General features: G+C 49.3%; 19 protein-coding genes and 3 pseudogenes. 17 read left to right on the top strand and 5 right to left on the bottom strand.

Annotated features, from left to right (window positions below; all coding sequences use genetic code 11):
* Nucleotides 1-152: 152 nt before the first annotated feature.
* A complete protein-coding gene (locus ACTWJ7_RS33905) occupies nt 153-707 on the bottom strand; it encodes a GerMN domain-containing protein (protein ID WP_024632360.1) in 555 nt (184 codons plus the stop codon).
* Between the two features lie 41 nt (nt 708-748).
* The gene (locus tag ACTWJ7_RS33900) at nt 749-2,170 is read right to left on the bottom strand and encodes an N-acetylmuramoyl-L-alanine amidase family protein (RefSeq protein ID WP_301882095.1); all 1,422 of its coding nucleotides are present in this window, start codon (nt 2,168-2,170) and stop codon (nt 749-751) included.
* Nucleotides 2,171-2,452: 282 nt separating this feature from the next.
* Here ACTWJ7_RS33900 and ACTWJ7_RS33895 point away from each other — a divergent pair, with 282 nt between their 5' ends.
* Together ACTWJ7_RS33895 and ACTWJ7_RS33890 are read left to right on the top strand one after the other, a co-directional pair.
* Nucleotides 2,453-3,682, top strand: coding sequence for an anhydro-N-acetylmuramic acid kinase (locus ACTWJ7_RS33895; protein WP_301882093.1), 1,230 nt, complete (start codon nt 2,453-2,455; stop codon nt 3,680-3,682).
* A gap of 123 nt (nt 3,683-3,805) precedes the next feature.
* A pseudogene (locus ACTWJ7_RS33890) lies at nt 3,806-4,644 on the top strand (MurR/RpiR family transcriptional regulator).
* Nucleotides 4,645-4,791: 147 nt separating this feature from the next.
* Here ACTWJ7_RS33890 and murQ read toward each other — a convergent pair.
* The gene (murQ, locus tag ACTWJ7_RS33885; protein ID WP_301882092.1) at nt 4,792-5,697 is read right to left on the bottom strand and encodes an N-acetylmuramic acid 6-phosphate etherase; all 906 of its coding nucleotides are present in this window, start codon (nt 5,695-5,697) and stop codon (nt 4,792-4,794) included.
* 22 nt (nt 5,698-5,719) lie between these two features.
* Nucleotides 5,720-6,681: pseudogene (locus ACTWJ7_RS33880) on the bottom strand (N-acetylglucosamine kinase).
* A 361-nt stretch (nt 6,682-7,042) separates the two neighbouring features.
* On the opposite strand from ACTWJ7_RS33880, the gene ACTWJ7_RS33875 reads away from it, so the two are divergent.
* The 8 genes and pseudogenes from ACTWJ7_RS33875 (at nt 7,043) to nagZ (ending at nt 15,137) form a co-directional block, all read left to right on the top strand.
* Entirely contained in the window at nt 7,043-8,395 is a 1,353-nt protein-coding gene (locus ACTWJ7_RS33875; RefSeq protein WP_301882088.1) for an ABC transporter substrate-binding protein, read from the top strand.
* Between the two features lie 55 nt (nt 8,396-8,450).
* A complete protein-coding gene (locus ACTWJ7_RS33870; RefSeq protein ID WP_079348555.1) occupies nt 8,451-9,374 on the top strand; it encodes a carbohydrate ABC transporter permease in 924 nt (307 codons plus the stop codon).
* A 44-nt stretch (nt 9,375-9,418) separates the two neighbouring features.
* Nucleotides 9,419-10,251 (top strand): annotated as a pseudogene (locus ACTWJ7_RS33865) (carbohydrate ABC transporter permease).
* A 49-nt stretch (nt 10,252-10,300) separates the two neighbouring features.
* Nucleotides 10,301-11,410 (top strand): ABC transporter ATP-binding protein, encoded by a 1,110-nt coding sequence (locus tag ACTWJ7_RS33860; RefSeq protein WP_443146304.1) that lies wholly within the window; start codon nt 10,301-10,303, stop codon nt 11,408-11,410.
* Between the two features lie 97 nt (nt 11,411-11,507).
* Entirely contained in the window at nt 11,508-11,660 is a 153-nt protein-coding gene (locus tag ACTWJ7_RS33855) for a hypothetical protein (protein ID WP_443146303.1), read from the top strand.
* A gap of 5 nt (nt 11,661-11,665) precedes the next feature.
* Nucleotides 11,666-12,217, top strand: coding sequence for a hypothetical protein (locus ACTWJ7_RS33850; protein WP_443146302.1), 552 nt, complete (start codon nt 11,666-11,668; stop codon nt 12,215-12,217).
* Nucleotides 12,217-13,383: an exo-beta-N-acetylmuramidase NamZ family protein gene (locus tag ACTWJ7_RS33845; RefSeq protein ID WP_301882086.1), complete on the top strand. Its 1,167-nt coding sequence runs from the start codon at nt 12,217-12,219 to the stop codon at nt 13,381-13,383. The genes ACTWJ7_RS33850 and ACTWJ7_RS33845 overlap by 1 nt, the downstream gene beginning before the upstream one ends.
* 68 nt (nt 13,384-13,451) lie before the next feature.
* A complete protein-coding gene (nagZ, locus tag ACTWJ7_RS33840) occupies nt 13,452-15,137 on the top strand; it encodes a beta-N-acetylhexosaminidase (protein WP_079348563.1) in 1,686 nt (561 codons plus the stop codon).
* 121 nt (nt 15,138-15,258) lie between these two features.
* On the opposite strand, the gene ACTWJ7_RS33835 is transcribed toward nagZ, so the two are convergent.
* Entirely contained in the window at nt 15,259-16,659 is a 1,401-nt protein-coding gene (locus tag ACTWJ7_RS33835) for a serine hydrolase (protein ID WP_301882083.1), read from the bottom strand.
* Between the two features lie 262 nt (nt 16,660-16,921).
* Here ACTWJ7_RS33835 and ACTWJ7_RS33830 point away from each other — a divergent pair, with 262 nt between their 5' ends.
* The 7 genes from ACTWJ7_RS33830 to ACTWJ7_RS33800 all read left to right on the top strand — a co-directional run bounded on the left by ACTWJ7_RS33830 (nt 16,922) and on the right by ACTWJ7_RS33800 (nt 24,084).
* Nucleotides 16,922-18,895, top strand: coding sequence for a methyl-accepting chemotaxis protein (locus ACTWJ7_RS33830; RefSeq protein WP_079348567.1), 1,974 nt, complete (start codon nt 16,922-16,924; stop codon nt 18,893-18,895).
* Between the two features lie 284 nt (nt 18,896-19,179).
* Nucleotides 19,180-19,854, top strand: a complete 675-nt coding sequence (locus ACTWJ7_RS33825) for an AzlC family ABC transporter permease (RefSeq protein ID WP_301882123.1) — start codon at nt 19,180-19,182, stop codon at nt 19,852-19,854.
* Nucleotides 19,845-20,174, top strand: coding sequence for an AzlD domain-containing protein (locus tag ACTWJ7_RS33820; protein ID WP_024632343.1), 330 nt, complete (start codon nt 19,845-19,847; stop codon nt 20,172-20,174). The genes ACTWJ7_RS33825 and ACTWJ7_RS33820 overlap by 10 nt, the downstream gene beginning before the upstream one ends.
* Nucleotides 20,175-20,270: 96 nt before the next feature.
* The gene (locus ACTWJ7_RS33815; protein WP_079348569.1) at nt 20,271-21,074 is read left to right on the top strand and encodes an NAD-dependent epimerase/dehydratase family protein; all 804 of its coding nucleotides are present in this window, start codon (nt 20,271-20,273) and stop codon (nt 21,072-21,074) included.
* Nucleotides 21,075-21,182: 108 nt separating this feature from the next.
* A complete protein-coding gene (locus ACTWJ7_RS33810) occupies nt 21,183-21,839 on the top strand; it encodes an SGNH/GDSL hydrolase family protein (protein ID WP_301882077.1) in 657 nt (218 codons plus the stop codon).
* Nucleotides 21,840-22,060: 221 nt separating this feature from the next.
* On the top strand, nt 22,061-22,264 hold the full coding sequence (locus ACTWJ7_RS33805) for a hypothetical protein (RefSeq protein ID WP_443146301.1): 204 nt from the start codon (nt 22,061-22,063) through the stop codon (nt 22,262-22,264).
* An 89-nt stretch (nt 22,265-22,353) separates the two neighbouring features.
* A complete protein-coding gene (locus ACTWJ7_RS33800; protein WP_443146300.1) occupies nt 22,354-24,084 on the top strand; it encodes a heparinase II/III domain-containing protein in 1,731 nt (576 codons plus the stop codon).
* The last annotated feature ends 14 nt before the right edge of the window (nt 24,085-24,098 follow it).

Raw genomic sequence — 24,098 nt, 5'->3', positions numbered from 1 at the left:
TTTATAAGGATTGGATCTATGTAGGGCGTCCCTGGAGACGCCTTTTTGAATGTTGATTTTTATAAAAATAAAAATGCATGATGAGAAATTATGCTTCTCATCATGCAAGGGAGATGATTCAAGGAGAGAATCATCCGGTGTCTTTTTTAAAATTAGGATTGGCGCTGAATAGGGTGCTCCAGCTCTGAATGGCCCATCAAGCTGTCCAGGGCTTCACCGTCCACCAGGATATCAATACTTTCTACTTCATCATATTGAAACATCGTCTGGGTCAGTGCATCCAATGCAAGCAGTTCGCCACTGGTTCCCAATTTGGCCTCATCCGGGATATGAACATCCAGAGTGACTTTGCCCTCGCCGTACTGTATGGAGAGCAATTCGACCTTCTCCCAGAGGGATACAAGCTCCGAATCAGTATTGTTTTGTAAAGCTTCAAATGTTTTTTTGTATTTCTCGGAATCGTCCTTATATTCAATTTCCTGCTCTTTTTTCTCCAGTTCCAGTACCTGTGAATCTGCGAAATACACATCAACCGCTTGTGTGTTCATTGTGCCCAGGTCCACCTTGGTTTCGGATGGGTTTGGTGACTGTCCCCCCTGAACAGCAGGTTCAGCCGATCCGGATTCACTGACTGGCTTCTGAGCACAACCAATGCCAACAATCATGAAGAAGGATAAGACGAGTGCACATCCCAATTTCGTTTTCAATGGATCACATCCTCTAGCGTATTTACATTATGTTCTATCCTTTAATTTATACCCAGGTATTCCTTAATCCCATCTGCTATCGCTTGAGCGGCTTTCATCTGAACGACATCGGATGACATTAGTTCTTCATCCAGAACATTACTCAGGAATCCCACTTCCAAAAGTACTGCAGGCATGGTCGTGTCTCTGATCACTTCCAAGTTACCATTTTTCACACCACGGTCTTTGAGCCCCATGGCTTTAACCAAACGCTGGTGAATGATATTGGCTAATTCTTTGCTGCTACTGCGTTGGTAGTAGAACGTCTCCGTACCTGTCGCCTGGGGTGAGGACTCCACATTATTGCCATGGATAGATACAAATACATCCGCGTTTAATTGATTGGCGAGCTGAACACGCTCCGGGCGGGTAGGATAAGTATCACCGTCACGAGTCATCACCAATTCGATATCCGGCTCATTGAGAAGCAGTGCTTGTACTTTGAGAGCCAATGCCAAATTATATTCTTTCTCGGGTTTGTTGGTGATGCTGGTTGCTCCTGGATCTTTACCACCATGGCCTGGGTCGATGACAACGACCTTGCGTCCTGAATCTCCTCCAGGAATGACAGGAACAGGTGTGACGTTATCGCCCGAAACATTCAGATCAATAATCAGTTTATCGGCAATCAGGTTCTGGCTGTATTGGACATCCTTCACATGATTCAATTCTACGACAATTCGGACTTGACCAGGGTCTTGTTTAAAAAGAGAATATCTAACTTCCGTTATATTGGGGTATGCGTCCACATCCAATTTGCCATTCATGTTTTGATTCAAAGGTTGTGATAGATCACCGAACACTGCTCCGGGCAGATCCACGACCAGACGATCGGGGTTCTTCAAAGTTGTCATCACGGGTTTGGATTGACCATCCATAGACACGACGAGCTGATTGTTAGCAAATTGGATATCCGTAACATGGGTTAGCGATGTTGGGCTGCCGTTTCCTGAAGCGTTACCCGGTTCATCTGTGGGCTGCTTGCTGGTGTCGGTGTTGATTAAGTATACAATCTTTTCCTTGTTGTTCCATTTCACATTGAGTCCCATTTGTTCACTGACAAATCGAATGGGTACCACCATGGTGTTATTCAAAATGAGTGGGGCTGTGTTCAGGGTGACTTGCTTGTCCGCAACCATGGCTTGCTTTTGATCAACGGTTAAAGAAATCGTCTTGTCATTTTGCTGAATCTTTACATTACGTACATTTTGATTCCAATCCACTTTGAATTTCAAGTTTTCGGCAACGACACGAATCGGAATCATCACATTCTTATTTACAATGGTCACCTGAACGTCACTTGGGAGGATTAATTCCTCGCCGTCCAAGAAGATTTTCGACGTGCTTGCAGCGGCGTTTCCCTGGCTAGGGAGTAAAGCTAGAAAAAACAGGCTCAAAAACAGGAGTAAAATCGTTTTTTTCATTATGCACCTCTACTATTTTCGTTCTATATTTCTATTCCAAAATATACCTCCATTATATAAACGGTAAAATTGTAAAAATGTTTCTTTTTTGATCGTTATTTATCTATTTTTATTTATTGAAAGCATGTCGTGAGGATTCCAGTTCAGACAAAGACTAGCTATGGTTGGAAGGATGTAATTTAATTTCATAAAATATTTGACTTGTGAAATTTTATATCATATACTGGGTGGAATTATGGCAGGATGACGTGTTCATCGGGTCTGGCGGGAGGTTGTGAATGGATGGATACAGGCAGCTATCCGATGTGGGAGCAATATCGCTTGAAACGGGAGCATTATATCATTGGATTGATGTCAGGCACGTCCCTCGACGGGACGGATGCAGCATTGATGCGGATTCTGACAGATGACAGCGGGGCATTGCAAAAGATCGATCTGGTTGACTTCGTCTGCGTACCGTACTCCAATGAATTGAGAGAAGTGCTGATTCGACTATGCTCACCGGAGACGGCACGCGTGGATGAGCTGACAGCTGCACATTTTGGCGTATCGGAGTGGTATGCACACAGTGTCACAGCGCTTATTCGATCCTCAGGAATCTCATCCGGGCAGGTGGATGCGATCAGCATGCACGGGCAGACCGTATGGCACGCACCTGTTGCTTCGGATTTTCCGGGGCCAACTGGCGGGAGCCTTCCCGTGGTGTCCACGCTCCAGATTGGCGAATGCGCCGTTGTACGTGAACGAACGGGCCTGCCAGTGATCGGTAATCTGCGGGCACGGGATATGGCGGCTGGCGGGGAAGGAGCGCCTCTCACACCTTACGCCGATGCGTTAATGTTTCGTAGCCCAACGGAAGGGCGGCTGGTACAAAATATCGGCGGCATTGGCAACGTCACGGTGCTCCCGGCAGCGTCATCTGCCGAAGGTATCTCGGCTTTTGATACGGGACCCGGGAATATGGTGATGGACGCGATTGTACGCCAGGCGACAGGTGGGCGGCAGCATTATGATCCGAATGGAAGCATGGCCGCTCAAGGGACGTTTGATCAGGGTCTGGTGGATCTGTGTATGGACGATGATTATTTCAAAAGGCTCCCTCCCAAGAGCACGGGACGTGAAGTGTACGGTGCGGCATATGCAGCGCGCCTAATGGAGATGGCTGCTGCGCGTTCCTTATCCCTGGAAGATACGCTGGCTACCGCCACCTGTCTAACTGCGGAGACGATCGTGCGGGCAGTGGAGGATTTTATCCTGCCGAAGGTGCAAATATCGGCCATGCTCGCCTGCGGAGGTGGCACTTCCAATGCCACGTTAATGGAGATGATCCGTCAGCGACTACCGGGAGGCATTCGTTTGGAACGTACCGCGGATTATGGCATACCGGATGATGCCCGCGAAGCGATCGGTTTTGCCCTCCTTGGCCATGAGGCACTTATGGGCAGAACCAACACACTCCCAGCAGTAACCGGCGCGAAACACGCAGTAATATCGGGCAATCTGACACTGTAGTGAGTCCTGGTTTTTGAATGATTTGGCTATGCAAGAGCGTTTAACCGATTAGACTCCATTGCAATTATAGGATAAAATGCTTGTACATGAAGGCAGTACGGAAAGGAGGAGCGGATGGAAGGCATGAAGGGTGGACTTGTACGTTTACGCGCATTAATGGATGACTTGACTCCGTCGGAACGGAAGATCGGAGCCTACATTCTCGATCATCCCCAAGAAACGGTTCAGTCCTCGGTGGCACAGCTGTCTGAACGGAGCGGTGGCAGCCCGGCTGCCATTATCCGTCTCTGCAAATCACTGGGTGTAACGGGTTTTCAGGAGCTGAAGCTGAAGATTGCCGGAGATTTGCAGACAGGTGAACAATATCAATATACGGAGATTCGTCCCCAGGACTCCATGGAGAGCATTATTCAGCATGTGTCCGCAAACAATATTCAATCGGTGAAGGATACGGTTCATATTTTGGATCCACGTCTGATGGAAAAGGCAGTGGATGTGCTTCATCGGGCGAAACGGATCTTTTTCTATGGGGTGGGGGCCTCCAACCTGATTGCGCTGGATGCACACTACAAGTTCATGCGAATCAATCGTACAAGCTTTTCGTTCGCCGATCCGCATATGCAGATTTCGTCCGCAACGACGCTTCGCGAAGATGATGCGGTGGTATGTATCTCGTATTCAGGGGAGACTTCGAACGTGATCTCCTGTCTGAAGCATGCTCGTGAAGGCGGCGCTGCAACGATTAGCATTACCAAGTGGGGAGTAATAAGCTCAGCAGTCTGGCGGATGTACCCCTGATGATTACTTCCACCGAAAGCGATATCCGGAGCGGAGCAACTTCGTCACGCATCGCACAGCTGAACGTGATCGACATTTTGTATCTGGCGATTGCCAGCCGCGACTACAACCAGTCGGTGGAATATTTGGAGAAGAGCCGGCAGGCTATTCTGGAGCATAAGTGAATTTGAACGATTTGAATCCCTTTCTGTTTATACAGGAGGGGTTTTTTTGACGGATGATATCCGCTTGTAGTATGAAAAAATCAAAAAGAGAGCCCGGACACCTATATCGGGCTCTTTCAACTTCAAAGGCTATTTGCCCTGCATGGTTCAGGAAGGCCCCATAATGGCGGTGCGGACGAATCCGTCAGCCAGATCCAGTCTGCGCTGAGCTTCCACGGCGTCCACGCCTGCCATCAGCATAACGATTGCCGTTTTCACATGACCGTCTGCGCCGGCAAAGGCCTGTTCAATGTCCGCTTCGTTCGCTCCGGTTGCCAGATGGATCATGCGTTTGGCCCGATGGACAAGCTTTTGGTTGGAAGGGTTCAGATCGACCATGAAATTACGATATACCTTGCCCAGACGAATCATGGCGGTAGTGGTCAGCATGTTCAGAATCATCTTCTGGGCGCTGCCTGCCTTCATGCGTGTTGACCCCATGACAACCTCCGGGCCGACAACAGCCTCAATGCTTACATCAGCCAAAAGGGTCATTGGTGTACCTGCGTTGTTACTCAGGCTGATCACAGTAGCTCCGATCTCCTTGGCGTGTCTCATCGCACCAAGCACATATGGCGTTCGCCCACTGGCTGCGATACCAACCACGACATCGTTTTCGTCTATTCCATGCTCATCCAGGTCTGCAGCCCCCAATTCCTCGCTATCCTCAGCACCTTCCACCGGGTCCTTCACCGCCCGAAATCCCCCTGCAATAATACCCTGTACCATGGAGGGAGGGGTTCCGTAGGTAGGCGGGCACTCCGAAGCGTCAAGTATTCCCAATCGTCCACTGGTGCCTGCACCTACATAGAACAGCCTGCCGCCGGACTGAAATGCCTCCAAGATTCGGTCCGCCGCTTGGGCAATGACCGGGATCAGGGGCTGAATCAGCTCCGCAATCCGTTGATCTTCCTTATTAATCAGTTCCATAATTTCTGCTGAGGGCAATTCATCTATATGATCCGTTAGTGGATTGGGTTGTTCCGTTAATAATGAGTTCAGCATGTGGTTCATCCGTATGGCCTCCTTCTCTCTTTTAAAATGATTCTTTCAAGGAACAGCGTCTTCTTGCCAGTTGTGCTGCACCTACCGCTGGAGCAGGGGCATCTTCACGATATACAAAGTCCAATTCTTCATAATATCCTGACAGCTTCTGGATAAATGTATTTCGGAAAAGCGCAGCGTATCGGAACAGTGATCCGGACAAGACAATCTGAGTGGTTGCAAATTCGGGATGACGGGCAATCAGTGCTTTTGCCGTAATTGCCAATTGTCCGGCTTCATCGATGATCAGCGCCCGGGCAGCCTCATCCCCGGATTCAGCAGCTTCTATAGCAAGACGGGCGATGGACGCGGTCTCGGTTTTGCCCCAGTCCGACTGATACACCCGTGCCTTAAGTTTTGATATATCCTGAAGGTTCAGCTTCTTTATAAGAAGCGGAGTTAAACCGGTTGGAGGAAGAACGCCGTCATAGCTCTGCATGATTACTTGCAGTGCACGTTGTCCAATGCGATAGCCACTCCCCTCATCTCCGAGCAGATGACCCAGCCTCCTGCCCGGTATCGTTCTCCTTCCAGCGTGAAACCGTACACGATAGACCCTGTTCCAGAGATGCACAATACACCGTGAGTATGTCCGAGAGAGGCCATCAGGGCGATCTCTCCTTCGGATACAACCCAGACTGGGCAGGCATCTGATTTGTGTCGATTACTGTTCTTCATATAATTATTTACTGCGTCGGCTATAAGTTGCCGTTCTTGGATCGTATCAATACCTGACATTCCAAGGCATATACCTTCACAATTTGTCGATAAATCACTTACTAGATTAAATAGCTGTTCCAGCACTCGTTGCAATTCAGAAAGGGCCTGTTCAGGTGGTACGCTGTGAGGGTTCGTGGGACCGCCGCTGAGCCGGGCAAGAATTTCTCCAGATTCAGAAATGATTGCTGCATCAGTATTGGTACCGCCTCCATCTACGCCAACATATACTCGCAAAGTGGCTCACCTCGCTTGCTTGAGTTTTCTTTTTACATAGTATAGAGGCATAAAAAGAAAAAGTAAAATTAAATTTTAGAATAAAAAATAATGTTGAATTTTTATTTCATAGCTCATATAATGAATTCAATCTACAATTTTGGAAGGAATTAATACGGTTGATGTCAACTAAGTTGACGTTAATATTGCATTTAAGAGATTAATCCTGTGTACGTTCAGGTCTAATCCATAAGGGAGGTGCATTTTCCTTACTGCCACGCTCATTAGTCAGTTATGCCGTTTAAGGATGGATGATTTCAAAAGGGGTAGCATGGTTAGGCAATGCAATAATTGGGAGACGACACGCGAAGGAGATGAAGGGATGAAAAAGAAGGGTCTGGTATGGGCAATGTTGTTGATGATGGTCTGGGTTACTGCCTGCGGGAATAGCGGTGGTGCTGCTTCAGATGATCCCAATGCGGAAGATACCGTGACGGTATGGACTTATCCGGTGCATGGGACGTATGAAGATGAACTGAAGGATCTGATCGTTGATTTCAATAAAGAACACCCGAACATTACCGTGAAGACGGAAATGCTCTCCTGGGCGGAAGGGCCCAAAAAATTCGATGTCGCTCTGAACGCGGGCAACCCGCCGGATCTTTACTTTCATAGTGTAGACGGCACATATGTAAATACGGGGTTGGCGCTTGAGTTGGATAGCTACCTGACACCTGAGATCAAGGATGACTATCTGCCGGGTACGCTTGAATTGGGCCAGATCCAAGGGAAGCAGTACGGACTGCCGTTGTATCAATTCCAATGGGCATGGGGTGGCAACAAACGCATTCTGGAGGAAGCGGGTATTGACTGGAAATCCATTCAGCAAAATGGCTGGACCTGGTCCGAATTCAACGCTACCGCAGCCAAGCTGACGAAAACGCTGGATGGCGGGGCTAAACAGTATGCACTGGTGACCGACGGAACCTCGCTTGATTTCATTGAAATGCTGTCCCGAAACAACGGCATGATTGACGTTCTCGACAAAGACGGCACGTTCCAATGGAATGATGGACGCATTCTGGATACGCTCTCTTTTATCAAAAACCTGATGGATCAAGGTTATATGCCGAAGGAAACGGCAGCTCTTGCTCCAGCAAAACGGACGGATATGTTCTACGCGGGTGAAACGGCAATCATCTCCAAAGCGATTCCTTATTATGATGTCATGATTCAGAACCGCAACAAGGACATTGATGACGGAAAGGTACAAGGGGAGAAAATTGATTTTGTCCTGCTGCCTGTACCGCATAACGACGATCAACCTGCGGCAGCAACGATGGGCGGCGAAGGGTACGTAGCTTTCAAGCAGAAGAAGGATAAAGGCGAACAGCATGCCAAAAATACATTCCTCGTGATGGAGGCACTTAGTGGTGCCAAAGCAGGAAACTCGGCCAATGAACTGGCGCTCCCATTCGTAAGACAATCCCAGGCGGATCTGTTTAAAGGAAAAGAGCTTGGTCAACCGGATAATCTGGCTGCTGCGAAAGTAATGGCAGAGAATATCGCTATGCCGGTTGTACTGGAACTGGATATCGACAAAGCATCACAGCAAAAACAATTCAAGGAACAGGTTGTGAAGCCTAACATTCAGGCGCTGTTCTCGGGTGAGAAAACACCGGAGCAGATCGCAGAAGACTTCAAGAACAAAGGCCAGCAGATGTTCGGACAATAACTCTGACCATATAACATAACGTAAAATCACACTGATTAGGAGAGGAGGATTCGCCATGCAGACCGCCCTTGCGCCAAAACCATCTGTACCCCGGACTTCCCGGGTTGCCCGGTTTTGGCGAGACTACGGGTGGGCGTATTTGTTCATTTTGGCGCCTGTCCTGCTGTTTCTCATTTTCACACTGTATCCTGTTCTGACGGCTCTCGTGATGAGCTTCCAGAAATACAACATCATGAATTCGACGTGGGTTGGATTGGACAACTACGAGCGACTGGTGAAGGATGAGACGTTCTGGAAGTCGATTAAAAACACACTTATCTTTACTGTGGGTACGGTACCGGTCAACATTCTTATTACATTTGTGCTGTCCTACTTCATCTTCCAGATGAAAAGCAAGTGGCAGACTTTTTTCAAAGCAACGTTGTACTTGCCTGCAGTAGCATCCGGGGTAACCATCTCCATCGTATGGCTGGCGATCTTTGACCCGACGGATTCGGGACTGCTAAACCGCTTCCTCGGCCTGTTCGGCCTTGATCCGGTAATCTGGCTGGGTCAGTCAGGTACGGCACTCTTTTCACTCATTCTGATGAACTGGCTCGGATCGCACGGCGCGGGTATCATTCTGTATCTGGCAGCCATGGGCGGTATTCCGAAATCACTGTACGAAGCGGCGGATATTGATCATGCCAGCGGCTGGACCCAGTTCAGCAAGATTACATGGCCGCTGCTCAAACCAACGACGCTGTATCTGCTTGTGACGGGTGTGATTACGTCCTTCCAGGTGTTCATCTCGGTATATCTGATGACACAGGGTGGACCGAACTTTGCGACAACGACGATTGCTTATCTGATATATGAGACGGCATTCAAATTTTATGAATTCGGATTGGCTTCTGCACAGTCGTTCGTATTGGCGATCATCATCATTGTCATCTCCGTCATTCAGTTCAAATATTTCTCCAGCGATATTGAGTACTAAGCTTTAAGCACGTTGCATTAAGCATCCGGGGGTGAATGAAATCCATGAAATCAACACAGAAAAAGACACTGCTTGTCGTTGCATCCATTCTGCTGGTGGCCTGGGCGCTGGTGACGGTCATTCCGATGTACTGGATGCTCGTTGGCTCGGTGCAGGATAGCGCGATGTCGGCTTCATTTAGACCGCAGATGATTCCGGAGCAGTTGTCGTTATCACCATATGAGCGTTTTTTTGCCAAAACCGATGCCTGGCGCTGGCTATATAACTCGCTGCTGATCGCAGTCATTCTGACCGTGACGAATGTGTTCTTCGCCTCCCTGGCGGGATATGCGTTCGCCAAATTGAAGTTTCCGGGGAGCCAGGCGGTATTCTGGACTCTGCTGGGTACGATGATGATTCCTGCACAGGTAACGCTGATTCCTTTGTACATTCTGATGGTCAACGTGTTTGACCTGGGGATACGTATACGGCCATTATTCTGCCTGCTGCCGTCAGCGTGGGCAATATCTTCTTGATGAAACAGTTCATGTCAACGCTGCCTACATCGCTGATTCATGCGGCACGTATTGATGCATGCAGCGAGTTCGGCATCTTCTGGAAAGTGATTCTGCCAATGGCAAAGCCGGGGATCGCGGTACTGGCGATTTTCACGTTTGTCGCTTCATGGAACGAATTTTTCTGGCCATTCCTGATTACCAATTCCAACGAGATGCGGACCGTTCAGGTAGGGCTAGCCTCGTTCGTATTTGCCGAATCAACGGACTTCGGCGCAATGATGGCAGGGGCAACGATTGGCGCGCTGCCGATGATTATTCTGTTTTTCTCGCTGCAACGCTACTTCTTACAGGGTATTACCATCGGTGCAGTTAAAGGTTAAGGTGAACGTTTAGTTCAGGACAAGCGACAACGTAAAGGGGGATCTACCTATGGCACGCGTGGAGTTTCGCCAAGTGCGCAAAGAATTCAAAGACGATCATAAAGGAACGTTCACGGCTGTGGCCGGTTTGGACTTTGTTATAGAAGATAAGGAATTCGTGGTTTTTGTGGGTCCTTCAGGCTGTGGCAAGACAACGTCACTGCGGATGATTGCGGGACTGGAAAAGCAGACGAGTGGAGACATTGTCATCGGGGAACGGGTTGTGAACGATCTGCATCCGAAGGATCGCGATATCGCGATGGTATTTCAGGATTATGCGCTGTATCCACATATGACGATCCGCGAAAATCTGTCTTTTGGCCTGAAAAACCTCAAAAAGCCAAAATCCTATATTGATGAACAGGTACAGAACGCGGCCTCCATTCTGGGGCTGGAAGCGATGCTGGAGCGCAAACCGCGCGAGCTGTCCGGTGGTCAGCGACAGCGTGTGGCGGTGGGTCGGGCGATCGTCCGTGATCCGCAGGTATTCCTGTTCGACGAACCGCTCTCCAATCTGGATGCCAAGCTGCGGGTGCAGATGCGGGTAGAATTGGGCGAGCTGCATAAGCGGCTCGGTGCCACAATTGTATACGTCACGCATGATCAGGTGGAGGCCATGACACTGGGGGAGCGCATTGTGGTCATGAATCATGGAGATATTCAGCAGGTGGCTTCACCGAAAGAATTATATGCGAGTCCGCGTAATATGTTTGTTGCCGGATTCATCGGTTCCCCGGCGATGAACTTCATTGATGCCCGAATTGAAGGCACGCAGGTTGTCGTGGATGGGGCATCATTCACCTTGCCAGAGGAAGTACTCGCTCGTCTTCAGAGCTATCAGGGGAAGCCGGTGATTATGGGTCTGCGTCCAGAGCATATTTTTGGTGACGATGTTGCTCCGAATATTCCGACAGACCATATGCTGCAGGCGCGGGTTCAAGTCGTGGAGCATCTGGGCTCCGAGAATCTGGTATATTTCCATTCCGGTGCCCGTACCGTTACAGCCAAGGTTCACCCGGAAACACATGCTTATGTAGGAATGGACAAAAATTTTGTACTGGACCTGCGTAAGGCGCACTTTTTTGACCCGGAAACGGAACTGGCAATTGGACGGGAATAAGCTATATCAGCTGAATGTTTCGCTTCTCCGGAATGGTTCTGCCTTCTCCGTTATCGTGTAAATGTTTAGTCCAGTTTATATAGAAGGGAGAATAAAAATGCGTAAGCTGAGTGAAGTGTTGGTCAAGTCTGGGGCGGAAATCTATCGGGATATTATTCCGGTGGCCCTGTACAGTGTTGTTAGCTCCATCATAATGGTGCCCATTCTGATGTTTGCTCCCTACCGATCGCGGTGCTGCTTTTGGCCGTGATTTATATGCCAATCCTATTCGGCGTCAGTTATGCCGTGCATCACAGGCTGGAACGCAAGGAACGCCGCAATGGGCTCAAGGATATCTGGAACGGAACTAAGAAGGGATTCATCCCGGGAGGGGCAGTAGGTGTGCTTTTCGCGGTGCTTGGCTTCATTCTGTGGTCAACCTGGTGGTATTACGGCGGACAGGGCGGGGTTACAGGTACAGCGGTGAGTATGTTCCAAACGTTCTTCGTCCTTATGGCGCTAATGTCGCAGTTCTATACCTGGCAGCTCGTTTTGCAAAAGAACATGGGCATCATTCAGGCGATGGGGGAAAGTGTGAAGTTATTCTTCCGTCATCCGGGGTACACGATGGGAGCCTGTTTTCAGGCGCTGTGTCTGACGGCTCTGCTGATGCTGACGGTTGTTGGATACGGTGCACTGTTCGCGGGCATGTTTGCCATCTATCAGTATAAGGTCGCCCTTAATGTACTGGAACCCGAAGAGGAACCAGCTTCATCTGGCGGCAATGACCACCAGCATACAGGGTGGATCAGCCAGGGGAATGTGTAATGGTCGTCAGAACTGGAGTTGATCTTCTGTCGGGAGGGCTCTCTCACCCATGGTTAACGGATGCACGTATTGGCCTGATAACGAATCCGACCGGAATTACCGCGGATTTTATCTCTACGGTGGATGTTTGTGCCGGGTTGGCAAATACCCAACTTACGGCGCTCTATGCTTGTGAGCATGGACTGGATGGTGAACTTCAGGCTGGTGTCCGATTTGGGGATACGATGCATTCAAAGTTAGGTATTCCGGTGTTCAGCCTTTATGGGGAGCATAAGAAACCCACGCCTGCAATGCTGGCTGGGGTGGATACCGTATTGTATGACATCCAGGATGTGGGTGTCCGGTATTACACCTATGAATCGACCTTGTTTCACATGATGCAGGCCTGTGCTGAAACGGGCAAACGACTGCTCGTGTTGGACCGTCCCAATCCGTTGGGCGGGGATGCGGTGGAAGGCGGCGTGCTGAGCACGGGCTATGAATCGCTCGTTGGCGCTTGGCGTGTCCCCGTCCGCACCGGATTGACGGTCGGTGAGTTGGCCCTGCTGGTGAACAGTGAGATGGAGGTGCCCTGCGAACTGGATGTAATTATGATGGCAGGCTGGCAGCGCTCTATGGAGTTTACGGACTGTGATTTGCCCTGGATGCTGCCTTCTCCCAATATGCCCACACTGGACAGTGTGCGGGTGTATGCGGGTACATGTCTGTTTGAAGGTACCAATGTCTCGGAGGGCAGAGGTACGACCCGCCCATTCGAGTGGATTGGAGCACCGTGGGTAGATGGTGAACGACTGGCGGAACGTTTTCGTGATTACCATTTGGAGGGAGTGCATGTGCACCCCGTGTACATGTCGCCGACCTTTTCCAAACATGCAGGAGAGTTGTGCGGGGGTGTAAGGATATTCGTAACGGACAGCAGCGTATTCCGACCAGTAGATACAGGATTGATCCTTTTGCATGAACTGGCTTCGCTTTATCCAGAGCAATTTCAATGGTTGGAGCCACCACAGTCAGGTTCGCGCTATTTTATTGATTTGCTGACCGGAGGCAGGGAAGTTAGGGAAATCATTCATGACCGGGAGAAAGTAATTGGCTTAATTAAATCGTGGAGAGTTCAAGCAGAGGAATGGAAGGAGCGGCGGAAGCCGTTTTTGCTATATCCGTAAAAGTAGGGTCCATGGGAAGGATATCTTGTAATGAATCATGGATGCTTGTCATTGGGAGGGGGCATGGAATGAGTGGGCAAAACGAGCTATACCCATTGAAGCTGGAACAGATGACCCTGCGTGAGAAAATCGGTCAAATGCTGCTTTGCGGCTTTCATGGCACTGAAGCTGCTGGTGATGTAGATGACTTTCTCCGAAAGTATCCCATCGGAGGTGTGATTTATTTTGCGCGTAACGTGGAGTCACCGGAGCAGGTGGAGCGGCTATCGTCGGGCCTGCAACGGATTGCTGTCGATAGCGGTAATGTGCCGCTCTGGATATCCATTGATCAGGAGGGCGGCATGGTAGCCCGGATCACCGATGGGATCGCCCTGATGCCGGGACAGATGGCAATTGCCGCAGCAGGCTCCATCGAGGATGCATATCAGGCAAGCTACATCAGTGGTGTGGAGCTAAGATCCATGGGCATAAATATGAACTTTGCTCCGGTTCTGGATGTAAACAATAATGCTGCCAATCCGGTAATTGGTGTGCGTTCATTTGGGGAATCACCGCAGTCCGTCGCAGCGTATGGAGCAAGGAGCATTGCAGGAGTACAGGATGCTGGCATTTCCGCGACAGCCAAACATTTCCCGGGGCACGGGGATACCGATATGGATTCACATCTGGATCTTCCGGTCATCACCCATACTCGGGAACGGGTAGAGCGTGTGGAACTGATTCCGTTCCGGGCTGCCATAGCGGCAGGTGTCGATGCGATGATGTCAGCCCATATTTATTTTCCGGCCCTTGAGCCGGAGCGTCTGCCTGTAACGCTATCGCGAGCCGTCTTAAGTGGGTTGCTTCGTCAGGAACTGGGTTATGAAGGTATGATTGTGACGGACTGCATGGAGATGGACGCGATTGCCGCCAACTATGGTACGGTTGATGCAGCTGTGATGGCGGTAGAGGCCGGCGCGGATCTGGTGTTGATCAGCCACACTGCTCATCTTCAGGCAGGGGCATTTGAAGCGCTGCTGGCAGCCGTCCAGAGCGGGCGAATCAGTGAGGCTCGCATCGACGAATCTGTAACTCGGTTGCTGAAGTACAAGGCGAAACGAGGTCTGCTGGAGAATGGAATGGGCACAGGTAATGATGAAGTGCATGATGAGGTAGCGACTTCGCTCCTCCCTGAGGCATCAACGGATCCAGCTTCATTTAGGCGCCAAGAGCGTAACCATTCGTTACACCAGGAGGTGGCCCGACGAATCAGTGAGAACAGCATCACGCTGGTTCGTGACCAATTGAACATGCTGCCTTTGAAGCCGCAACGTACGCTGGTCATAACGGTTGCTACAGCAGTAACGACGATTGCCGACGAACAGCTGACTCAGGTGGTTACCCTAGGCTCGGCTTTGTCGCATTGCGGTCTGGATGTGGTTGATGTAACCGTCACGCCAGAGGAAGTTGCCATTCGTTCTGCCCGTCTGCTTCAAGCTGCGGAAGAGGATGACATTCGCCAGATCATAGTGGGAACATATAACGCAGGCAGTGCCTCTGGTGATCCGCAATGCAGGCTGATCGGCTGGCTGCAGCAATTGGGCAAGCCGCTGGCTGTTGTGGCACTTCGCAGCCCCTATGATCTGCTGGCGATCCCGGAGGTGCAGGTCTATGTGGCTGCGTACGAGAGCCGCCCGCTTGCCATGGATAGCGTCGCTCGGGCGCTGATGGGACATATTCCTTTTGCCGGAAAGCTTCCAGTATCCATAAAATAGACAGACGTTAAATGACGAGCGAAGCGAAAGTATGATTCTGAATTTGAAGACATAGATAGCAGAAGGGACGATCCAATAATGGACCGTCCCTTCTGCTATTATCTAATGAGTAAAAAGGATATTATTGCAGATTCAGTGCCTGAGCTGTCTTAGCCTCCACCTCATCCATAAGTGAAGTCATATCCATACCCGCATGATTACCGAGAAGAATAATCGTAATATCATCTGTTAAATTACGTGAGAAGGCTGTGGCAAAACCACCACCGCTGCCGTTGTGGAAGACGGTACGATTCTGATCGTTTTCCTTGAGAATCCAGGCGTAGCCATAATTTTTATCCGAATACGGCTCATACATCTGTTCAATCGTATCCTGACTCAAAATTTTGTCCGTGTACAGCGCCCGATCCCACTTCAGGAGATCGTCTACGGTGGAGTAGATCGTTCCTGAACCTGATTGTGAAACATAATAAGGCGCAGGCACCCACTGTTTATTCTTCGCAACGAATCCGCTATTCGTATGGACCTTACGGGAAGCTTCTCCAGAGTTCTTCATGCCGAGCGGCTTCAAAATAGTCTGCTGCACATAGTCGGCATAACTCATGCCGGACACCTGTTCAATAACATAGGCCAGCAGAACATAACCACTATTACTGTACAAATAGGCACTACCGGGTTCGAATTTTAATGTTTTGTGCCGAATTTCTTCTACCGTTTCTTCCAATGAAGTGCCTTCACCCCGTCCGAAGGCGGATGGAAGACCCGAAGTCTGGGATAACAGCATATGGAGTGTGATCTGGTCTCCCTTGGGTATACCGGTGATATACTTGGAGATCGGATCTTGCACATTTAGCTTTCCTTTTTCCACCAAGCTGAGAATGGAGGCTGCAGTGAAGGATTTGCTCAGAGAGGCGATTCTGGTCTTCTGATCTGGACGATTGAGCGTCTGTTCATCCGCCAGTCCATAGCCTTGGCGAAGAAGGACTTCTCCATTGCGGGCAATCAGAGCCATGCCTGGAAAATCGATTTCGCGCAAATAGCGGTCTACACTGGCGACTTGACTGTTTAATAGGCTTACTTTGTCTGTCTCAATATTAACACTCATCTGACCAGAGGCTGTACGTTGTACTTTAATATCTGCCTTGAGTGCATTGGCAAGTGCGCGGACAGGTAACATCAGGGTGCCGTTAATCGTGCGAGATTCGACACCGGAGGACAGCCGAACATGGTTAACCTGGATGAAGTCACTGCCCGCCTGGTGAACCAGCTTGTCTTGACCAACGGTAATGGTAGCCGTTTTGGTACGAGGTTCCCACTTCAAGGTGCCATTTACAGAGGTAACAACATCTCGCAGTGGAACATACGTTGTACCTTTCAATACAAGGGGGGCGTTTTTCCACGATTGCTCTTGACCATTCACTTCAATGTGAACTGTTTGCGCCTCTTGTGCTGCGGCTGCTGTGAAACTGGTTTGTCCTAGAACAGGTCCTGCACAAAGAATGAGGGCGAACAGAATACGGAACATGGATGAATATAATCTGGATACAGGTTGTTGCACATGTGAATTGCGTAAGATTCGAATCCTCTCCTTCCAATCGTTTCATAGATAACCAGCTTATGAGCATTGTAAACGATCTCGTAGTGAGGGTCAAAACGAGGAAGGAGCATCATTTTCTATTATCCTAACAAAAATAATGTAATTTCGATTGATTTTAATATTCATACATAATATTTTCACTACGTTTGTCCGATAAAAAAGGGTGAAGATGATGATGGGGGATATTTAAATGAAGAAAAGGATTCGCAATTGGTTTACATTAACGGTAAAGAAACGTCTGATCGCTGCACTGCTTCTGTTCCTGATTGTACCGAGCATAAGCGTGGGATGGTTGTCTTATTTAAAAGCAGCAGACCAGGTCAGGGAAGAAATCATTCATTCTGCACAGGCCAAAACGGAAATGCTCAGTCTGCAGATTAGTCAGATGTTGGATATGGAGAAGGATAACGCAGCGCAGTTCGCCGCCGGTATTACTTCAGCAGATATTATTAATAAATCCCCTGCTCTTCAAAGGCAGATGGACGGGATGTCCAAGAACCACAAAGAACTGGGTGTGCTCACAGCAGGTGCCGAAGATGGCAGCTGGATGAAATCTCCTGACCCCGGACAGCAGATCTATGATCCACGGGAACGCAGCTGGTATACAATGGCGATGTCTCAAGATGAACCGATTATCTCAGATACGTTCCAATCGGTAACCACGGGAGAATGGGTCGTCACCGCAGCTGCCAAACTGTCCGATGGCAAAGGAGTATTCGGAGCCAATGTAAGTCTCAACCACTTAAAAGAATCTGTTGATAAGATACATATTGGTGAAAAAGGAAAACTGTATATGCTGGACAACGGCGGAAAGTTTCTGTTCCATTACAATATCGAATCCGGCGTGCAGTCCAATGAGAGCTACATTAATGAGATGTATACGAAAGACCAAGGAACTGTAAAGTACACGTATGATGGACAAGAGCTGGAAGCTGTGTTCTTTACGAATCCCGCGACGGGTTGGAAAATTGTTGGTGAGATCGTTCCTTCCGAAGCAGCCGATGCCGTAAGACCGATCTTGATCCGTGCATACACTCTTGTTGGAACATCACTGATCATTGGTATTATTCTGCTTGTGTTCATTATTCGAAGCATACACCGTCCATTGTTGCAGCTAACACAGGCAGCATCGAAAGTGAGCGCAGGGGATCTGACAGTTCGGGTGGGCTTGCAGCGTCGCGATGAGTTCGGACAACTCGGGGCAAGCTTCGATACTATGACCTCCTCGCTGCGCAACGTTCTAGGCGAAGTACATGATACATCGAGCCAGCTGGCGGCATCCTCTGAGGAGCTGATGGCGAGTTCTGAACAGACATCCAGGGCAACCGAACAGGTTGCTGAACTGATGCAGGATGCAGCGTCAGGAACGAACAAACAAAACGCCAGTCTCGCCGCAACGGGGCAACTTGTGGGTGAAATGTCTATTGGGGTCAAAGAAATCTCATCGAGTGCCGAAGAGGCCGCTCGCATCGCTGTTGAAGCATCTACCAAGTCCGAAGCGGGTATGGTTACGGTGGAAGAGGCGGTTGCTCATATTCAGAAGGTGAATGATGAGAGTGAAGCCATGGCTGCGGTCATTCAGGATCTTCGAGCGAAAAATGAAGAGATCATTGAGATTGTAGCCGAAATTACTGCTATTGCGAAGCAGACCAATATTCTTGCCTTGAACGCATCCATTGAAGCGTCCAGAGCAGGTGAACAGGGCCGGGGCTTCGCCGTGGTTGCCAATGAAGTGAAGTTGCTGGCCAACAATTCGGGCAGTGCGGCCGAGCGCATTAATGAACTGATGCGTGAGATGCATGAGAAAACGAATGCGGTACAATCTACCTTTGCCCGTACGGGAGAAGGCATGATCAAGGGTTCCCAAATGATTACGGAAGCGGGAGAGGCTTTTCAAAATATCCGTAGTGCCGTGCAATTGGTTGCTGCTCAAGCTGGAGAAGTGTCGGCAGCTTCCCGTCAGATTGATGGAGGCATGATTTATGTGACCAAAGAAGTCAATGAGACGATTGAATTATCCAATCAGATTGCCTCAGGAACGGAAGATGGCTCAGCTGCTGCACAGGAGCAGCTGGCTACAATGGAAGAGGTTGCGGCGTCCTCGGCGGCGTTGTCCCGTATGGCTGAAGATCTGCAAAGCATGATTGAACGATTCAAGTTATAGTTTAATAGCCATTCTCGAAGAAGACTGTGGGGTATAACCCCGCAGTCTTTTTCTTGTTGGTGTACTTCGTTAATCATCGAATTATGAAGATTCGTAGCGGATCTGTTCTGTAAAAGGGGATCTGTCTCTCCCGGAACGTCTCATCCTGTGGTATATTTCTAAATTAAAAGTAATCCGCAGGATGTGGATTGAAATGGAAAGGGGATGCACCGGATTTGGACAAATCAATACCACTGACATCCGGGCCCGCAAATACCGAAGAGGTGCAGGATGATGCTAGATTTATGCAAGGAGTCAAGGATTGTATTCCAACCCTGCTTGGTTATTTGAGTATTGGCTTTGCAGCGGGTGTCATTGAAATGACGGCAGGTCTTAGCCTGGCGGAAACGGCTCTGCTCAGTCTGATTCTGTATGCGGGATCGGCCCAGTTTATTGCCGCAGGCATGCTGGCATCGAATGGTTCAGCGACGGCCATTATTTTCACCATATTTTTCGTGAATCTGCGTCATTTGCTGCTGAGTGCAGCCGTATCGCCGTACTTCCGTCATCTGACGCCGCTTAAAAATATGTGGATCGGCTCGCTGCTCACCGACGAGTCCTTTGGCGTGGCGATGACGCGTGCGATTGGTAGGAAAACGCTGAGTGAGCGCTGGATGCACGGTCTGAACATTACAGCATATCTGAACTGGTTTGTGGCGAATATGGCGGGGGCTTATTTTGGTCGCTGGATAATCAATCCGGATCGGCTTGGGCTGGATTTTGCCTTGCCTGCGATGTTTATCGGTCTGGTCGTACTTCAGCTGATGCAGCGCAAAAATAAAAAATTACACATCAATGTGGCGATCATCGCTGTTGTCTGTGTAATCTTCGCCAGCATGGCTTCGCTTGGCAGCATGAGTGTCATTGTGGCTGCGGTCATTGCGGCAACGATGGGAGTAGTGATGGAACGATGGAAGTAAGATGGGATGTATTTTGGATTATTATGGGATCGGCTTTGTTAACGTTCATTCCGCGTGTATTGCCACTCATGCTGTTCAGCAAGATACAGATTCCGATGTGGCTGTTACGCTGGCTTGAATATGTACCCGTAGCGGTGATGGCGGCACTGATCGGTCAGGAATTGTTTATGGCGGACAACCAGTTGGTGCCGATTACGCAAAATGCTGCCCTCTGGGCAGCATTACCTACCATTGCCGTGGCAATCTGGACCCGGAGTCTGCTCGGAACGGTACTTGTCGGTATGGTGGCAATGATGATTTTGCGGTACTTGATGGGTTAATATACGGGGTCTTTATTGGAGCAGGTAAATCCTTCGCCCTTACGGTTAATAATGTCCTATAAGATCATAGCAAATAGGGCGAAGGGAGTTAGATCCATGAGTAAAACGAAGCACAGACTATTGATTACGGGAGCGGCGGGAGTCGTTGGTCGCAGTTTGCTGGAGGGACTGAGGGAAAAGGGCAAGTATGATATCGTGGCTGCCGACCTTCATGATGATCCTCAATCAGGCATTGTAGCAATGGATGTGACAGATGGAGAACGACTGAACGAGCTCATGCAGGGTATTCAGACAGTGCTTCACATTGCTTGGGCCAAGGACGAAGAGGATTTTCTGGGCAAAGTTCTGCCGATCAACGTAACAGGGGCATACCATGTGTATGAAGCTGCAAGGTTGAACGGTATACAGCGGGTTATTTTTGCAAGTTCAAATCATGCGACAGGGTTCTATCCAACAGGAGAGGATATTGAAGTGCATGATCCATATCGGCCAGACAGTTTCTATGGACTTAGCAAATGTTATATCGAACTGCTGGGACGATATTACGTGGATAAGCATGGCCTATCGTCATTCAACATTCGAATTGGCAATTTCTCGGGCGATGCGTATCCGCATTCTGAGCGTTCGGCACACATCTGGATCTCGCCCAGAGATATGGTGCAGCTTGCCGAGTGCTGCATTGAGGCGGATTCGAGCATGAAATATGTTAATTTATATGGCACTTCAGCGAATACGGACAATTATTATGATATTGGATATCTGGAGCAGATGATTGGGTACCGCCCGGAGGATGATGCGGCAGAGTTGTGGGACGAAGCTAAACGCAAGGGAACGCCGGATAAGCAAGACGAGACGAAATATCAGGGTGGAGGATATGTGGCGAAAGACCCGAAAGGCTGAAAAGTACCGTTCTGAAAACGCTATTTTCTATTGCGTCCGAAAGGGATAAAATGGAGACTGAAGGGTTGAGGTTTTCATTTTACATACAGGAAGGAACGGTTATTGATCATGAGTACACATTCATCCGTTATACTTTTTCAGGGAGACTCCATTACAGACGGGGGAAGATCGCGCAATGATGATCCGAATCATTTTCTCGGGCATGGCTATGCGTATCTGATCTCAAGCAAACTGGGCGTGGAACTGGCCGCCAAGCAGCCGACGTTCTATAACAGAGGAATTAGCGGGGATCGTGCTTCCGATCTGTATGCACGCTGGAACGAGGATACCTTTAGTCTGAAGCCGGATCTGATCAGCATTCTCATCGGCGTTAATGATGCATGGCGTACCGTGAATGGCGAACCCAGTGGAGTGACGGATCGTCTTGGACGTGCATATCGTCATTTGCTGGAGGAAACACGCGAAGTGATGCCGAATACTGGGCTGGTTTTAATGGAACCGTTTATTCTTAAAACCGGAGCTACAGTGGAGCGTTGGGACACTTGGCAGGAGCGTATCGGGCAGTATCAGCGCCTTGTTGCTGAACTTGCCACAGAATTCGGTGCTGTGCTGGTTCCATTGCAGGATGTGTTTAATCAGGCCACTGAAAAGGCTGACGCTACCTACTGGTTGTGGGATGGTGTGCATCCAACGGCAGCCGGTCATGAGCTTATCGCGCGTCAATGGTTGTCTGTTGTACAGAATTCTCCGCTTGCGATTGGTTAATAGACATTGGATTGAATTGGATTATCAAGTACGCACTAAAAAGCTTGATGTAACGAGGAACCCGGTCGGGTTCTTCTTTTTCATATCTCGAAATAGGGATTCTGTGGTTAATTTGGTTGGATATGATGGATAACTCTTCAAATGTAAAGCATTATCCGGTAAAATGAAATCGGTTACATATAATGAAGGTTTTGTATTCCATATAGATTAGGGTGAATTCAATGGAAAACACCAATCAAAGTAAGGAAAGTTCCATCCCGATGCCGGATACTTCGGTCATTCAACGGGTGGTACATCGGATAACGAGCGGGGACAGGGGGATCAGCATATCCAGCCTGCACCAATACGAGCTTCAGTCTGCTCTACGGATAGCATCGAACAGGCGTTACTCCAACCGGAGCTGGCTTCTTTTTATATCGATCTGAAAGCGTATGGGGAACGTGCCCTGAACGAAAGCTTGCCTTCGCTATCATTTGGTCTTTATCGGAAGTTTGGGGACATAGGGGAACGAAAGTTGTATGAGGATGCGTACTTTGAACGCAGGGGACGTCTTGCGGCAATAGCGCTGCTCGCTGTGGATTCAAATGGCGCGGGATGGATAGAGACATTGGAAGATATGTTGTGGGATGTATGTGGCGAGTATACATGGTGTTTGCCTGCACATTTGGGTACGGGGGGAGTGGAACAGGTCAACGGCAATATTGATCTGTTTGCCGCGGAGACGGTACATATGCTGGCCGAAATCGTGACGATTCACGCGGATCGACTGGATACACGCATCATCCAACGGATTAGGGCTGAGGCCGAGCGACGCATTTTCACTCCGCTCTATCGGGAGAAACGTGCCTATCACTGGCAAGGTGCAGATCATAACTGGTCTGCTGTATGCAGCGGATGCTGTGGCATGGCTGGACTATTACTGCTGGAGGAAGAAGCAGTTCTGACAGAATCGGTTGTTCAGACGATTCGATCCATGCAGGCATTTCTGAGTGGATATGGCATGGATGGTGGTTGTGCAGAAGGCATTGGTTACTGGGTATATGGGTTCGGCTATTTCGTCTATTATGCCGACATGCTGCGCGAATACAGTGAAGGTGAGATGGATTTGCTGAATGGTCCGAAAATAGCGGCGATCGCAGCCTTCCCACTGCGGGTTCATCTGTCGGGAGGGACCTTCGTGAATTATTCGGATAGTGCGGAGCAGCAAGAGATTCCTTCGGGCTTGCTTTCACTTCTGGCATCCCGTTTCGCTATAAAGGTGGATTTGCCGTTTCATATCCCTTTGTTTACTGATGATCCCTGTCATCGTTGGGGTCACCTGCTGCGCAACGTGCTGTGGAGCAGTTCGGCAATGGTCCTTCAAGAAGCGGGGGCTGTTCCAGCGGAACGAGGGATCATTTTGGATGATTTGGGCTGGATGATTGCGAAAGGAGTGATTGAATCTGCGAGCGCAGATGTTACCAGAGATGAACCTCTCACTACTGCTTTTTCCGTCAAGGCCGGGCATAACGATGAACCCCATAACCATAATGATCTTGGGCAATTTATACTCCATTGTGGTGGCGAAAACATTCTTTGTGATCCGGGAGCGGGGCTGTACACACAAGCTTATTTTGCTCCGGGCAGAGAGCAGTTGTTCCACATTAGCTCGTCCGGGCATAACGTTCCTCGCATAGAAGGGAAGGAGCAAAGCTCGGGACGTCAGGCGCAAGCACTGGTTCTTGAGGCGAAGGTTTCGGACGATGACTGTACACTGGATGCCTGTTTGGAACTGACAGCAGCTTATCCTGAAGCGGCTTCACTCGCCTGCTATACACGTCAGTTGCATTGGAGCGGTTCTGCTAAAGATATCGGGACCGTAGCAGAACTGCGTCTGAAAGATCGATTTCAATGGAAAAACAGAGCGGCGTCTTCATCAAGCACGTTATTTTCGGTGGGAGAACAGCAACGGCCGAGTGTGACGGAGCGGTTTATGAGCAGAAAGGTACCTGAAAGGGTACATGAGGGAAAGATTCAATGGCAGGGTGAACATGCGACGGTAGGGATGACGTATGATGCAATCCAATGGCAGGCTGATATAGAGATCATTAATACAGTGGATCATGATAATATGCCAGTTACATTCTATCGGACCTCCCTTGAATGGCGAGACCAGCCTGATAACCGAAAAGTAAGAAGTGGAAGTGATGAAGTTAATCCGCTGGAAACGGTGTGTGAGCTGAAGTTCACGGTTGGACCCAAGTGAAAGATGGAGGTGAG

This window comes from Paenibacillus sp. 1A_MP2, from assembly GCF_052244825.1.
GTDB lineage: Bacteria > Bacillota > Bacilli > Paenibacillales > Paenibacillaceae > Paenibacillus > Paenibacillus vandeheii.
The sequence above is the reverse complement of the archived record's forward strand: the minus strand, read 5'-3'. Positions and strand labels throughout refer to the sequence as shown.